General features: G+C 66.6%; 12 protein-coding genes. 5 read left to right on the forward strand and 7 right to left on the reverse strand.

What is annotated here, in order from left to right:
• Window positions 1–66: 66 nt before the first annotated feature.
• Window positions 67–1119 (reverse strand): Gfo/Idh/MocA family protein, encoded by a 1053-nt coding sequence (locus HVO_RS01675; protein WP_004041194.1) that lies wholly within the window; start codon window positions 1117–1119, stop codon window positions 67–69.
• Between the two features lie 114 nt (window positions 1120–1233).
• Between HVO_RS01675 and HVO_RS01680 the strand changes: the two genes are divergently transcribed.
• The 3 genes from HVO_RS01680 (at window position 1234) to HVO_RS01690 (ending at window position 5551) form a co-directional block, all read left to right on the forward strand.
• Window positions 1234–2172 (forward strand): dihydrodipicolinate synthase family protein, encoded by a 939-nt coding sequence (locus HVO_RS01680; RefSeq protein ID WP_004041193.1) that lies wholly within the window; start codon window positions 1234–1236, stop codon window positions 2170–2172.
• A 214-nt stretch (window positions 2173–2386) separates the two neighbouring features.
• A complete protein-coding gene (locus HVO_RS01685; RefSeq protein WP_004041192.1) occupies window positions 2387–4336 on the forward strand; it encodes a hypothetical protein in 1950 nt (649 codons plus the stop codon).
• Window positions 4337–4828: 492 nt separating this feature from the next.
• Complete coding sequence (locus tag HVO_RS01690; protein WP_004041191.1) at window positions 4829–5551, forward strand: ThuA domain-containing protein; 723 nt, start codon at window positions 4829–4831, stop codon at window positions 5549–5551.
• A gap of 202 nt (window positions 5552–5753) precedes the next feature.
• Here the strand turns inward: HVO_RS01690 and HVO_RS01695 are convergent, their stop codons facing one another.
• Window positions 5754–6179, reverse strand: coding sequence for a DUF5518 domain-containing protein (locus HVO_RS01695; RefSeq protein WP_004041190.1), 426 nt, complete (start codon window positions 6177–6179; stop codon window positions 5754–5756).
• Between the two features lie 251 nt (window positions 6180–6430).
• On the opposite strand from HVO_RS01695, the gene HVO_RS01700 reads away from it, so the two are divergent.
• Together HVO_RS01700 and HVO_RS01705 are read left to right on the forward strand one after the other, a co-directional pair.
• A complete protein-coding gene (locus HVO_RS01700; protein WP_004041189.1) occupies window positions 6431–6784 on the forward strand; it encodes a cupin domain-containing protein in 354 nt (117 codons plus the stop codon).
• A gap of 42 nt (window positions 6785–6826) precedes the next feature.
• Window positions 6827–7657 carry a carbon-nitrogen hydrolase family protein gene (locus tag HVO_RS01705; protein ID WP_004041188.1) on the forward strand — a complete coding sequence of 277 codons (831 nt, stop codon included), beginning with the start codon at window positions 6827–6829 and terminating at the stop codon, window positions 7655–7657.
• A 27-nt stretch (window positions 7658–7684) separates the two neighbouring features.
• On the opposite strand, the gene HVO_RS01710 is transcribed toward HVO_RS01705, so the two are convergent.
• The 5 genes from HVO_RS01710 to HVO_RS01730 all read right to left on the reverse strand — a co-directional run bounded on the left by HVO_RS01710 (window position 7685) and on the right by HVO_RS01730 (window position 14348).
• Window positions 7685–9988 carry a pentapeptide repeat-containing protein gene (locus tag HVO_RS01710; protein ID WP_004041187.1) on the reverse strand — a complete coding sequence of 768 codons (2304 nt, stop codon included), beginning with the start codon at window positions 9986–9988 and terminating at the stop codon, window positions 7685–7687.
• Between the two features lie 219 nt (window positions 9989–10207).
• Entirely contained in the window at window positions 10208–11179 is a 972-nt protein-coding gene (locus HVO_RS01715; protein ID WP_004041184.1) for a hypothetical protein, read from the reverse strand.
• A 16-nt stretch (window positions 11180–11195) separates the two neighbouring features.
• Window positions 11196–11720: a hypothetical protein gene (locus HVO_RS01720; protein ID WP_004041182.1), complete on the reverse strand. Its 525-nt coding sequence runs from the start codon at window positions 11718–11720 to the stop codon at window positions 11196–11198.
• A gap of 6 nt (window positions 11721–11726) precedes the next feature.
• Window positions 11727–13553, reverse strand: coding sequence for a spermidine synthase (locus tag HVO_RS01725; RefSeq protein ID WP_004041180.1), 1827 nt, complete (start codon window positions 13551–13553; stop codon window positions 11727–11729).
• Between the two features lie 69 nt (window positions 13554–13622).
• Window positions 13623–14348 (reverse strand): hypothetical protein, encoded by a 726-nt coding sequence (locus tag HVO_RS01730; protein ID WP_004041177.1) that lies wholly within the window; start codon window positions 14346–14348, stop codon window positions 13623–13625.
• Window positions 14349–14452 lie beyond the last annotated feature (104 nt).

The raw sequence follows: 14452 nt of genomic DNA on the forward strand, positions 1-14452 counted from the left end.
AAAACTCCGCCTCGCAAGCGGGACTCGGGGAGGGAGCGGAGACAACCGGGAGAGAAAGGCGGCGCGCTACTGGAAGACGTCGGCGGCGAACGGGTAGAGGTCGTCGAGGGCGACGCGCTCGTTGCGCCGGCCCGACTCGTAGGCCGCCATGGTGATGAGCACCGCCTTGAGGCCGTCGCGGGCGGTCGCGGGCGGCGTCTCGCCGGTCTCGATGGCGTCGAGGAACGCGGTTCCCTTGCTCAGCCACCGCTCGTAGCCGTCGTAGGGGTGGTGTTCGGTCCCCTCGTCGTCGATGACGTAGCCGGTGCGGTCGTCCCACTCGTGGCCTTCGAGGTATATCGCGCCCTCGTCGTCCCAGATGTGGACGTGCTCGCGGGTCCGCGCGACGACGCCCGTGTCGGAGACGTTCGCCACCGCGCCCTCCTCGAACTCGATGATGATGGAGGACTGGCGGTCGAACACCTGCTCGTCGTCGTGGAAGTCGACGTAGGCGTTGACGTGGGTCGGGGTGAGTCCGGTCGTCCAGAGGATGGCGTCGATGACGTGCGTGCCGACGTTCAGGAGGTGACCGCCGCCGCTCAGTTCGGGGTTCATCCGCCAGTCGTCTTCCTTCTCGTAGTAGGACTGCCAGTCGTGAGTCACCTCGCCGGTGATAAAGCGCGGGACGCGGTCGCCGTCGGCCCACTCGTCGCGGGCGCGCTTGTAGGCCGGATTGAAGTGTCGCTGGTAGCCGACCATCACGGTTTGGTCGCTCGCCTCGGCGCGGGTCGTGAGTTCGTAGGCCTCCTCGGCGTCGGTCGCGAGCGGCTTCTCGCAGAGGACGTGCAGGCCGCGGTCCAACACGGCCGAGGTCTGTTCGTAGTGGAGGCCGTTGGGCGTCGCGACGGCGACGGCGTCCATCGGGGCCGAGTCGAGGAACGCCTCGAACGACCGGTAGCGGTGCGCCTCGGGAACGTCGAAGGAGTCACCGACCTCGGTGAGGCCGTCGGGGTCCACGTCGGAGATGGCGACGAGGTCCGACCGGGGGAGTTCGACGAACTGTTGGCAGAGCCGACGACCGAGGCTACCGAGGCCGACGACGCCGACGGCGATTGGAGACGGGTCTGTCTGACGCGGCATGGATGCGATTACAGAGATAGGGCAGATAACTGTTGTGACGGTCATCGGGCGCGCGACGCCGCGCGCGACCCCCCTGTCCGAAGATTTTATGCGCGAGTGCCCGGTGGTTCGGGTATGCCACTCGCAGAGAGCGGTGTGCGCGAGCACCTGCGCGGCGTCGCCGCCGGGCTCCTCACCCCGTTCGACGACGACCTCGACATCGAACACGACGAACTGGCAGCGAACGCGACGACGCTCTACGACGGGGGAATCCGCACGTTCCTCGCGTCGGCGAACATCAGCGAGTACCACTCGCTGACCCGGCAGGAACGCGTCGATGTGACGGCGACGGCGGTCGACGCGCTCCCGTCAGACGTGTGCGTCCTCGCCGGCGTCGGCGGGAGCACGGCGAGCGCGCGCGAACTCATCGACGCCTACGACCGCATCGGCGTCGACGGGATGATGATAATGCCGCCGGACCACACCTACGTCCACGAGCGCGGCCTGCTTCGCTACTACGAGAAACTAGCCGAGGCCTCGACGGCCCCGCTGGTGCCGTACGTGAAGGGGTTTAACCCGTCAATCAACTATCTCCGTGACCTCGCGGGACTCGACGGCGTGGTCGGCATCAAGTACGCCATCGAAGACGCCGTAAAACTCGGCGCGGCCGCCAGCACCACCGGCGACGACGTGGTCTGGGTGGACGGCCTCGCGGAGCCCTTCGCCGTCTCGTTTTGGAACGAGGGCATCGAGGGGTTCTCGGCGGGCGTGAGCAACTTCCGCCCGGAAGTCGGCCTCGCGCTGTTCGAGGCGCTCACCGAGGAGAACTGGGGGCGCGCCCGCGAGCTTCGAAACATCTGTCTGCCCTACCAGAACTTCCGCGACCAGACCGGGCAGAACAACAGCCTCGACGGCGCTATCAGCGTCCCAGCGGTGAAGAAGGGGCTCGAACTGGCCGGCCTGCGCGGCGGGGCAGTCCGCGAGCCGATTCGGTCGCTGTCGGCCGACGACGAGCGCCGCGCCGAGGAACTGTACGACCAACTCGACGACGACATCGAACGTCTCATCGACTGAGTGGGGACGACAGAAGACGCCGACGACCGACAGCGGCGAGAGCGACGGCCACGGACGGGGTCGAGTCGCGTCGCGGTATCGGCGCGGAGAGTGACGACTGAACCGACGGTTCAGCGACGAGACGGCCGGCCTGCGCACCGCGGGCCGGACCGGACAGCTACCAGTATCTCGCGCGACCCAAATATTCATCACCCGAGACGCGGGGTATGTTGGCATGCGCGAGTTCGAAGCGACCGCCGAGGCGACTCGGCCGCCGACGTGGGCGCACAAACAAAGAGCGCTGTTCGACCTGACCGCCGACGCGGTCGACCGGTTCGTCGCCAACTACACCGGCCCCGACGGGGAGCCGTTCTGGCCGCCAGACGACCACGTGGGCGTCGACGGCTTCGACGACGTGGTCGAGGGGTTCTACAACTGGCCGCTCGTGTACGCGATGGGCGGCGACGAACGCCTGCTTGACCACGCCCGTCGCGTGTACGAGTCCGCGTTGGAACGCGGCGCGGCGACGGAGACGCCGTTCGGCCATCCGATGGTCGTCGACGAGTTCGAACAGTGCCGCGACTGGTTCCACCTCGGGGAGGGCAATCTCTACACGTACAGCATGGGCCTCGCCGCGCCCGACGACGAGGCGGTCGTCGACCGGGCGAAGAAGTTCGCGGAGCTCTACACCGCCGACTCGGAGACGGGAAACTACGACGCCGACGAGCGGGTGGTTCGCGGGCCGATGAACGGGAGCATGGGCCCGGAGTTCTGCGACTTCTCCGCCTACGAACACCACCCCTACGGCGCGGACTACCGCTGGGCCAGACACGGCCTCCCGTGGCGGGACTTGGAGTTCGACGAGGCCGCGGACCTCCTCGACCCGGCGAACGAAGAGCGCCTGTTCGAGGTGTTGAACGAGCGCTGCGCGAAGGACGACATCCCGCTGAACCTCAACATCACGAGCCTGATGACGAACGCCTACCTCCACACCGGAGAGGAACGCTACCGCGAGTGGGTGACCGACTACCTCGGCGCGTGGCGGGAGCGGACGGCCGAGAACGGCGGCATCATCCCCGACAACGTCGGGCGCTCCGGCGAAATCGGTGAGTACACCGACGGCTCGTGGTACGGCGGCTACTACGGTTGGTCGTGGGGCGGGTGGCACTACGTCGGCATCGGGCCGACGGTCGCCGCCGAGAACGCGGTCCTGCTCGAAGGCGACAGAGAGTATCTCGACTTCCCGCGGTCGCAGCTCGACATCCTCATGGAGAACGGCATCGAAGTCGCCGAGGACGACGTACACAGCACGCTCTACATCCCGCACAAGTACGGCGGCGAGGGCGACTACCACTACGACGCGTCGGGCGTCCTCACGGAGGACGACGGGGAGGTACTGTGGCGGGACGGCTGGTACGAGTTCCAGCCGCACACGGACGACCCCTACGCGGTCCACCTCTGGTATATGTCGATGCGCGACGAGGACCGAGACCGGATTCGTCGGCTCCGCGACTGGGAGAAACAGGACTGGCGACGCGTCGACCCGCGGGCGAAGACGAAACACGGCGACGGCCACGAGTACGCGTGGCTCGCCTACCTGGACGGGGAGTTCCCGGACTACCCGGACCGAATCCTCGGCGCGACGCGCGAGCACGTCGACGAGCGACTGCGGCTGTTCGACGCCGAGGGGAACGAACCGACGACCGTGGACGAGGACTACCTCAGGGACCGGAACCCGGCGTTCCACAAGGCGCTCCTCCAACTCACGATGGGCGCGCCACAGCCGGTCTACTACGGCGGCCTCGTGATAGCCCAAGTGCGCCACTTCGACGCCCGAAGAGAGCGGCCGGGGCTCCCGTCCGGCGTCGCCGCGCTCGTGGAGTCGGTGACGAGCGACGGCCTCGAACTGACGCTCGTCAACACCGGCGCGAGGCGGGAGGAGGTCGTCGTCCAAGCCGGCGCGTACGGCGAACACCGGTTCACCGCGGTCGAGACCGACGGGGCGGAGCGCGGTGTCGACGACGGCGCGGACGACTCCGACAGCGCGAGCGACGGGGAGGACAACAGCGCGGACGCGCTCCGGGTCCGACTCCCCGCCGGAAGCCGGATGTCGATTCGCGCCGGCCTCGACCGCTTCGTCGACGACCCGAGTTACGACCACCCGTGGTCGGAGACGGAGCCGTAAGCGACACGCCGACCGGGCCGCGCCGGGTTCGGAAGGCGCGTACGAGGACTGGAAATGCGTCGATTCGTTCCCGTCACGGGAACGACAGTAGTCGTCGCGTGGCATCTCAGTATTCGAGAGGGCGACTGAGAAGCCTCGAAACCGATGATTAGCTATCAGGTCGCCCTGCGACGGAAACACCGGGAGAGACGGTGTTCCCGTGTTGGGAATTATTAATCGAGATATATTCTACGAGTCCGGAGCGAGGTCCGTGGGAGGAGCTATCAGACACAGATTACACCCATACGTCTGTAACGAAAATGGGTCGGGAAATCGGGTCAGCATCTCGTAGTTCGTCGGCTCCGAACGCAGGAGTGGCTGATTCGTCGCTGATAGCCGTTCTTCTTCGATTATACACATTGTTCCCTTTGAGGGAACGGGCTTTGCGCGTGAACGAGGACCGCAGTCACGAGTGGTGAGAGAATTTATCACCGGGGGCGAACACTATGGCGCATGCCCACACGAGTCACCGTCTGGAACGAGAACGTCCACGAACGGGAGGAACCGGCCGTTGCGGAGCGGTATCCGACGGGAATCCACGGAACCATCGCGGCGCATCTGGAGGGACCGGACCGCGAGGTACGAACGGCGACGTTACAGGAACCAGAACACGGCTTAGACGAGGCGACGCTGGACGCGACGGACGTGTTGGTCTGGTGGTCCCACTGCGCCAACGACGAGGTGACAGACGCCGTCGCGGAGCGCGTCGTCGACCGCGTCCACGAGGGGATGGGCTTCATCCCGCTGCACTCTGGGAAGAACTCGAAGCCGTTCACGCGACTGATGGGGACGACCTGCAACATCAAATACCGCCACGGCGGCGAGCGCGAGCGGGTGTGGGTCGCGGACCCCGGCCACCCCATCGCCGACGGCCTCGACGAGCAGTTCGTCATCCCGGCGACGGAGACGTACGGCGAGCCCTACGACATCCCTGAACCCGATAGAACCGTCTTCATCTCGTGGTTCGAAGGCGGCGACGTGTTCCGCTCGGGCGTCTGCTACCGCCGCGGCCGCGGACGAATCTTCGCGTTCCGACCGGGCCACGAGGAGTATCCCATCTTCCACCAAGACGAGGTCAAACGCGTCATCGACAACGCCGTCGAGTGGGCGACGCCGACCGAGGGCGCGTCGGCGCGGTGGGGGAAGACCGACCCGCTCGAACACGTCGAGGAGTGAGCGGAGCGGCGCGCGTCGGCGCGGAGACTGTTCCCCACTGAAGAACGACGACCACAACTGCTGCTGAACGAATTCGCTCTTTGGTCACTGGGAGAACTGGGAGGATGTTCGACCTCGGGGTCGAGCAGCGGGACGGCCACACATACCAGATTTAGATATATATTTGAAAATTGGTGATTCAACGTAGAACAGCAACAGGAGGCTACGACGTGCTCGCGGTGGGGTTCCACCGTGAGCCGACAGTCCGCATCAGCCATCCGCCGATTCGACCGCACCCCAGACCGAACATGGAGGCGAGACAGACGACGACCCCGCCGGCGAATGCGAAGAACGCGACTCTGGACAGCGGCCACGCCACCGTCGTTCCCGTCGTCACCGCGAATATGACCAGTTCTAGAACGCCGCCAAGAAAACCGGCGTAGAGTCCGGCGGCGTCCGAGTCCACCGAGCGGACCGCGGCGACGACTCCCGCGGTGACCGCCCCGAATATCATCATCCCGGCACCGACGGTCGCCTCCGAGTTCGGGAACCAGTTCACCACGGCACTGATGGGAAGCGAGGCTATCGCCCCGACGAGCGCGGCGTTCCATTCCGGAGAGAGGGCACTGAATCGGGGAATCGAGACCATACGCACGTATGTAAGACGGCTAAGAAGTCATATATTTGGCGGGGTTTGACCGCGGGGGTCGAACTGTACTCGGCGTCCGGGCCGTTCGTGGTACTGTTCGCAGACTGTGGGGCCGGCGATGACGACAGGACCCTCGGAGCGATAAATGTCATAAGTAGTAGATGAATAGAATCTATAAAGTATTTTGATATATTGTAATCGGGGTTCGGTTCCGACGCAAGAGATACTACAATGCCCGCAGAACGTGTTTCATGGCAGACAGTACAACAGTCGACGAACTGGTCGTCACGAAGCTTTCCGACGCAACCTCGACAGCACTCGAAGGCGGTCGCACGGAGTCGGTCGAACTACGCGGCGTGTCGGTCACGCGAGCGACGCTGGAGCCGGGGTGGGGAGCGGAAGCCGACCGCGACGGAACGGAACCCGACTACTGTCAGAGCGCCCACGACATCTACGTCGTCTCCGGGACGCTCGGTCTCGAACTGGACGACGGGGCGCGGACGGAGATTGCCGCCGGCTGTGCCGCGACCATCCCGCCGGGGCATCGCGGCTGGACGGTCGGAGACGAGCGACTCGTCTATCTGGAGTTCGACCCGAGCGAGTAACCGTGACTACCATACCGCCGGTCCGCGTAGCCTCCCGACGAGATGTCCCGATTCGTGGCGGCCGCGTGCCAGCTAGACTCCCGAGACGACAAGGCGGCGAACGTGGAGCGGGCGCTCGGCCTCCTCGACGAGGCCGCGGCCGACGGCGCTGATTTCGTGGCGTTCCCGGAGATGACGACCTTCATCGGCCCGGAAGAGCGGTTCGCAGAGGTCGCGGAGGCGCTGGATGGCCCGACGATACAACGGTTCTCGGAGAAGGCCCGCGAGCACGGCGTCTTCGTCCACACGGGCAGTTTCTTCGAGCGGATTCCGGACAGCGACCGAGTCTACAACACGTCGGCGCTCATCGGCCCGAGCGGCGAGGTGCTCGACACCTACCGGAAGGTCCACCTGTTCGACATCGAACTCGACGGCAGCGTCGAACACCGCGAGTCCGACTACGTCGCCCCCGGCGATAGGCCGGTGACGGTCGATACCGACCTCGCGACGTTCGGCCTCTCTATCTGCTACGACCTTCGGTTTCCGGGGCTCTACCGGGCGATGGCGCAGTCCGGCGCGAACGTCCTACTCGTCCCGTCGGCGTTCACGATGCACACCGGAAAAGACCACTGGGAGCCGCTCCTTCGCGCCCGCGCCATCGAGAATCAGGCGTACGTCATCGCGCCCGGCCAAATCGGGGACAAGCCGTCGTGGGTCGAGACCTACGGCCGCACGCTCGTCGTCGACCCGTGGGGGAACGTGATTTCGAAGGCGCGGGACCGCGAGGAAGTCGTCACGGCGACCATCGACCTGTCGCATCTGGACGAGATTCGCCGCGACATGCAGACGCTCCAGCACGCGCGACCGGACGTGTACGAGCGGTCGGAGAAGTGAGGACAAGACGCGGGCGACTCGGCTCGATTAGCTCCCGCCGAGGACGCGCTTGAACAGCGTGAACGTGAGCAGGGTGAAGAACAGTCCGTTCAACATCCCCTGACTCGCCGCGAGCACCCGCGCCGCCGGCCCGAGCGGATTGATATCGCCGTAGCCGACCGTACTGAAGCTGATATAGCTGTAATAGACGTTGTCGAAAAGCACTTCCATCGTCGTTTTGTCGACGGCGGCGGGGTCGAAGACGCTCCCCGCCTGCGTCAGGAACGGCCCGCCGAGGGCGTAACACAGTCCGAACAGCGCCGGGAGGAGGAACGTGAACGCCGCGATTCGCGGGAGTCGGTTGCCGTAGCCACAGGTGACCTGCATGAGCGTGTTCAGCCCCACGCTGGCGACCTTCTTGCCGCGGGCCCACGTGTTCAGCGAGTACTCGTTGAGGATGATGTCGAAGTTCTTCTGGCGGTTGTAGTAGTAACGCTTGAACTCGAACTCGCGGCTCGCGGGGGTGTCGCCGACCGCGTTGGCGCTGTCCTGCGCTTTGCGGTACGTTTCTTCGATGATATCGGGCGTTAGCTCGACGGCGAACTGGCCGGTCGCGCCGTTGCCGACGAAGTCGTGGATGGTCCAGTCGTTGCGTTCGAGATAGCCGTGGTGGTCGCTGAAGTCGAAGCGGTCGAACTCGGTGAGGCAAAAGCGGAAGTGGTCCAAAAGCTGGTGTTCGTTGCCGCCGCCCTCCAGCGTCAGGTCGCCGATGGTCGCGCGGGTGAGGTCGTACGGCGTCGGCTCGCCGGAGCCCTGCGAAATCGTGCCGCCGTCGAGCGTCGCGTCGGTGAAGTCGAGGTAGGTGTCGCGGTCGCCGACGAGCACGCGGAAGCGCGCCGTCTCGAAGTCCGACTGCCGGAAGTCCGCCCGGTCGTGGAACGTCGTCTCCCAGAACGACGCGCTCGTGAAGTTCGCGGCCTCGAACTCCGCGCCGGCCTCGAAGGTCGCCCCGTTGAACGAGGCGTTGGCTTCGAGATGTTGCAGTTCGCCCTGGAAGAACGCCCCGCGGAAGGACGCGAGGCCGCGGAACGTGGCGGCGTTGAATCTCACGTCCTCTTCGAATCGGGCCTCACCGAACCGGGCGTTCGATTGGAACTCGACCGCCTCGAACGAGGCATCGGAGCCGAACGTCGCTTCCTCGGCGACGACGGCGTCGTGGAACTCGCTGTCGTCGAAGTTCGCTTGCCCGCCGAACGACGCCAAAGAGAGGTCGAACGCGCCGTCGACGCGGAGGCGATAGCAGTCGGTGCGGGCGGTGAACGTCGCGCGGTCGAAGCTGACCGCGCCCTTGAACACGGCGTCTTTGAAGTCCGAATAGCGGAATCGCGCGAGTTTGTAGTCGGCTTCGCCCTCGAACGTCGCGCCCTCGAACGTCACGTCGTCGTGGGTCGTCCGGCTGCCGCCGTTGAACTCGACGCCGCGGAACTCGGCCAACTGCATGAATCGGGCGTTTGCGAAGCTCGCGTCGTCGTCGAACCGCGCCTCGTCGAAGTCGGCCATCTCGTTGAAGCGGACGCCGTCGAACCGCGCGTCGCCCTCGAACTCGACGTGTTCGAAGTCCGAGCCGGCGGTGAACCGCGCGCCGTCGAACGTCACGTAGTCGAAGAGGGCCTGTCTGAAGCTCGCGTCGTCGCGGAACGTCGCGTCCGCGAAGGTGATGTGGTCCTCCAGAACGTGACTACTCCCGCTGGTCTCGACGTTGCGGAAACGCGCCGTGCCGTGGAACGTGGCGTCCGCGAAGCTCGTGTCGCCCTGAAACACCGTCTCGTCGCACCGGACCTCGCCGCGGAAGGTCGCCCCCGAGAAGCGAACGTCCTGTTCGAACGTCGCCTCGTCGGCCGTCACCGCGCCGGTCACGGTGACTTCCCGGGCGTCCACGTCGCCGGTGACGACCGCCTCATCGAGTTTGAGGCGGTCGACCGTCGCCTCGCGGAGAATCAACCCTTGGTCGAGGCGGCCGTGGGTGAGGTCCAAGCCCTCGATATCGGCGTGCTGGAAGTTGAGGACGTGGTTCGTCGCGCCGTTGATGTCCTGATAGGTGAGCGAGAGATGCGGGAGGTCCGCGCCGACGTACTCGTTGACGCGGGTGTCGGGCGACTGGAGGTTCGCCCGGAGCTCGTCGACGATGTCGTCGCCGGTCACGTCGAGCGATGCGCGCTCGTCGCGGCTCATGTGGAACACGCAGAACTCGCTTTCGGGGTGGGCTTCGTGCGGACACTCCCACGTCGTCTGGAGGTGGGCGTCGGTCTGGACCGACGGGTCGAACGTGTACCGGCACGACGAGGAGGACATCAACGCCGGCGTGGACTCATTTCTCGACATGGCTGGGGAGGGGCGGACGGCTGCGGTGGGCGCGCTGAGGACGGCGGGCGTGACGGATGCCGCGAGTCCGGCGGCCGAACCGAGTGCGGCGAGCGCACTCGGGCGTCGGGGCGACGGTCGAACGCGCGGACAGTCGTATGTGCAACATTGTCTGGTGTTTTGATATATATCTTCGGACCGCCGTCGGCGTCAGTCGAATATCTCGCGGCGCTCGGACGCCGAGAGTTCGGCGTGAATCGCGTTGGGCGAGCAGTGTTCGCACTCGCGGGCGGGATTAGTGCTCTGCTCGAAGGTCCAAAGCGGCCACCCGAAGAGGAAAAACGCCTCCATCTGGTGGCGTTCGATGATGGCCTCGGCGGGCTTGCCGCAGTTCGGACACCACTCGTCGCCGTCGGCCGGCTCTTGGAACGTCACCTTCCGGCGGCCGAATCCGGCGTTCGAGTACGCCTCGCTTCGGGACATCTCGACGAGGTCCTCGGCTGGATACGGGTCGGCGTCGACCGCGTTGTCGAAGCCGGTGTCGGTCTCGACGCTCGACGCGAGATACGGCCCGACGCTGACGGTGTTGTCGTAGCCGACGAAGTGAACCGAAACGGCCGCGCCCCGACCCTCGACGCGCACCTCGTGGCCGTGGCCGACGAGGTAGAACTCCACGTCGGCGGTGACTTTCGTGAGGTCGATGTCGTGGGCCATTCCGACCGCGTAGACGCCCGTGTCCGGGTCGGTCGCGCTCCCCGACTGCTTCCAGCCGAAGGTGGACACGTCGTAGTCGTCGGGGGCGGCCGCGGGCGTTGCCTCGCCAGCGTAGACGTTCTCCGCGCCGGGTGCCGAAACCGCGCCGTCGGCGGCGTCCGCGGCGATGAACACGTCTTCGGCGTCGCCGAGAAGCACGTCGCCGGCGACCGACTGGACGTAGCCGTCTTCGAGACTGCCGCGGATTTCGGTCTCGACGGCCGCGTCGCCGCCCGTCCCATCGCCGACGGCCGCGTCGTCGGTCACCGGCGCGTGGGTGAAGACGTACTCGGCGTTCTGCACCGCGAGGTCGCCGGCGACGCTCGCGCCGCCGACGAACACGTCCGCGGGGTCGCGGAGTTCGACCGGGGGTCGTTCGGAGCCGTTGAGCGTCACGTCGCCGTCGTAGGTGGAAGCGTTTCGGGTCATCGGTGGGTGTTGGGCGTCATCGCTGAGTTTTGGGCGTCATCGTCGTCTCCGTGTGCAGCGCGAGGTCGTACTCCGGGTAGGTGTGGTACGTCTCGTAGCCGCCGTCTGCGATGCGGATGGTGGTCCACGCCTCCGGGTCGAACCGGTAGGCGACCGTCGCGTCGTCCGGACCGGGGAAGGCGTCAAGCGGCCGGCCTTCGACGACCGTTTGGGCGTCGAGTCGGTCGCTCTCGAAGCTGAACTCGCGTTCCGCGCCGACGGAAAGCGGCGTCTCGTGGGTTCGCTCGTACGGCAGCGGCTTGCACGAACACAGCTCGTGGAAGTCGAGCGCCGGCAGGCCGACGTAGTGGGACTCGCCGATGACGGTGAGGACCGCCGGTTCGCCCGCGAGCGTCGCCGGGGAGACTGTCTTCACGTCCACGGTCGTCAGGTCTGGTGCGTCGGCGCTGTAACCGAAGTACAGTTCCGTCGGTGTCTCGGCCGGCGGCGACGGGTCGGCGGGGGAAGGCGATTCGGTCGTGGAAGGTGGGTGGGAGGGCATGGGAAATCAGGTGTCGACGAGGATGTCGTAGTTCGGGTGGAAGATGGAGTTCTCGCGGACGCCGCGGTAGTGCGGGACCGCGTGCCACTCGACTGCGCCGTAGTGTTCCTCGCGGGCGCGGACGTACCGGGTCGCGCCGTCGCCGGTGAGTCGGGGGCGGTCGCCGGGGGCGAGCACGTAGAACTGCTCGACGCGCTCGGTCTCGCCGTCGTCGTCGAGGTCCTCGCGCACCCAGTAGGAAAGCTCTCGGGTGAAGCCCGCGGCCCCGACGGTGTTGACGAACGCCTTGTGGTGTTCGGGGTAGGCGTCGGGCGAGTAGCCCCACGTCACCGCGACGCCGTCCTCGGAGAGGTGGGTTCGGACGGAGCGGTAGAACTCCGTGGAGTAGAGGGTGAGCAGGTCGTCGTCGGTCGCGCCGGGGATGTCGAGCAACACGAGGTCGTACGTCTCGTTCGTCTTTTGGAGATAGCGGTAGCCGTCCGCGACCGTCGTGTTCAGCCGGTCGTACTCGTAGGCGTCGTCGTGCCAGCGGGCGAAAAACGGGTCCGTCTTCGCGTCGCGCATGAACTCGCCGTCGAGGTCGACGTGGTCGACGGTGACGCCGTACTCCCGCAGGTGGTCGACGGCAATCCAGTCGCCGCCGCCGACGACGAGCACCTTGGTGTCGGGGCCGGGGTCGACCAGCGACATCGGCACGTCGACCAGCCCCTCGTGGTAGCTGTCGGCCCAACTCTCGCAGAGTTGGACGGCCGCGCCGAGGCGGAGGCACCGTTCTGTCCGCCCGTCGAAGTGCGGGTTCGGGCCGGTGCCGGTCCAGGTTCGGTCGTACCGGATGACGTGCTGGTAGGCGGTCGTCTCCTGTGAGGTGACCGTCGCGCGTATCGCGCCCGGCGGGTACTCGTTTTCTATCTGCTGTTCGAGGTAGAGCTGCGACAGGCGCTCGTCGGCGGCGTCGTGCTTGGCGACGACGCCCGCGTAGGTCGCCGTCAAGAGGAGGCAGACGACGAGGAGCGTCTTCGAGACGCGGGCGGCCGAAAGCGAGCGGTCGGAGCCGTCCGTTCTGGCGCTGGCGGCCGCGTTCCCGCCGGTGCCGGCGCTTGCGGACGCCTCGTCGCCGCCGAGGGGCCACCACGACCACGCGCCGAAGTGGGCGACGAAGACGAGCGCGGCGACCCCGTTGAGGAGCGCCAGCACGAATATCGTCGGGATGAGGCCGATGCCCGGGTAGAGGACGCGGGCGTAGACGACGGCACCGGCGAGGCCGCCGACGTAGTCCATCGCGAGGACGACCGAAAGCCCGCTTCTGCGGCCCTCGGTCCGCTCGACGGTCCAGAGGGTGCCGACGGCGGCCACGACGAAATCGTGGATTCGCGTGCCGGCGGTCCGGAGCCACGAGGGCGTCGCCGACCCGTCGCCGTCGAGGTCGTCGAACATGCGGGTCAAAAGCGGGAGTTCGAACCCGGAGAGGAACCCGACGACGACGACCGGCAGGCGGGCGACGGTCCAGACGAGTTCCGCGGGCACCGCCTGCGGGATGCGGACGCTGTTGAGGCCGACGATGAGCAGGAAGCCCGCGGGTGCGGCCGCGGCCAAGAGCACCTCGGTGCGGAAGAAGTTCCCGCCGAGGGTCTCGCCGTCGAGGTCGTCCGAAAGCGCCGCGCCGATGCCGAGGCTGAAGAAGTACAGCCCGACCGTGATGACGTACTGGGTGACCGTTCCGCCGTACATCACCGTCAGCAGCTCCGAGTAGACGAACTCGTAGGCGAAGCTACAAAAGGACACCACGAAGGTGAGCGTCAGGAGCGTCGCCGTGTCGGTTCGTGTGTTAGACATCGATGGAAGGCGAGTCGGTCGCGGCGGACGCGACGATGTCGCCGCGGCGGTCGTCGTGGTTCGTCCCGCTCAGATGCGCGGGGAGACTTTCCACTCTTCCTCGATGGAGTACCCCGCGTCACCGATGCCGTCGGTGACTTCGAGGTCGTAACACTCCCAGCGGAAGTCGTGGTTCACGTCGTCGCCGACGATGTGCGCGCCGACGCGGTACCAGCCGTCGCGACCCAGTTGGCTCCCGTCGGACATGTCGTACTCGGCGGTGCCGCTCGGGTCCTGTATCTCGCGGTCCCACGGCACCGGGCCGGCGTCGGGCGCGTCGTCGCGCATCGCCGCGGTCGACCCGAGGTAGGCGATGCCGAGCGCGGCGACGCCGACCGGGAACCGGCTCACTTTGCCGGCGTTGTTCTCGTACCAGTCGTCGGCGTAGTCGCCGCCGTGGTACCACGCGTGGCCGTGGACGGTCCGCGGAGCGGAGGCGTAGCCGCCTGTGCCGCGACCGGTCGCACCGCGGCCGCCACCGCCGCCGCCCTTTCCTTTCGCGCTCGCGACCCCGACGGGACTGAGCGCGGCCAGCGACTGCGGGTCGAACCCTGACAGCGACGACTGGTCGGCGGCTTCGTAGCGGGACATCACCCACGTCTGGTCGGCGAGGTCGACGACGAGCGAGCCGTCGGACACCTCGAAGTCGGAGACGACGCTGGACTTTCGCGGGGGAGGGGAGTTCGAGCCGAGACAGCCGGCGAGCCCGCCGGCGGCCCCGAGACCGGTCAGTTGGAGGAACGTGCGGCGCTTCATGAGGACTCTCGTCTCTGTCAATCAGAAAACTAGGATAACAGTCTTGTGGTTCGATACGTTCGGCGTGAGAGAAAACCGCGCCGGCCGGTGCGTATCTCGGAACG

The organism is Haloferax volcanii DS2, from assembly GCF_000025685.1.
GTDB classification, from domain to species: Archaea; Halobacteriota; Halobacteria; order Halobacteriales; family Haloferacaceae; genus Haloferax; species Haloferax volcanii.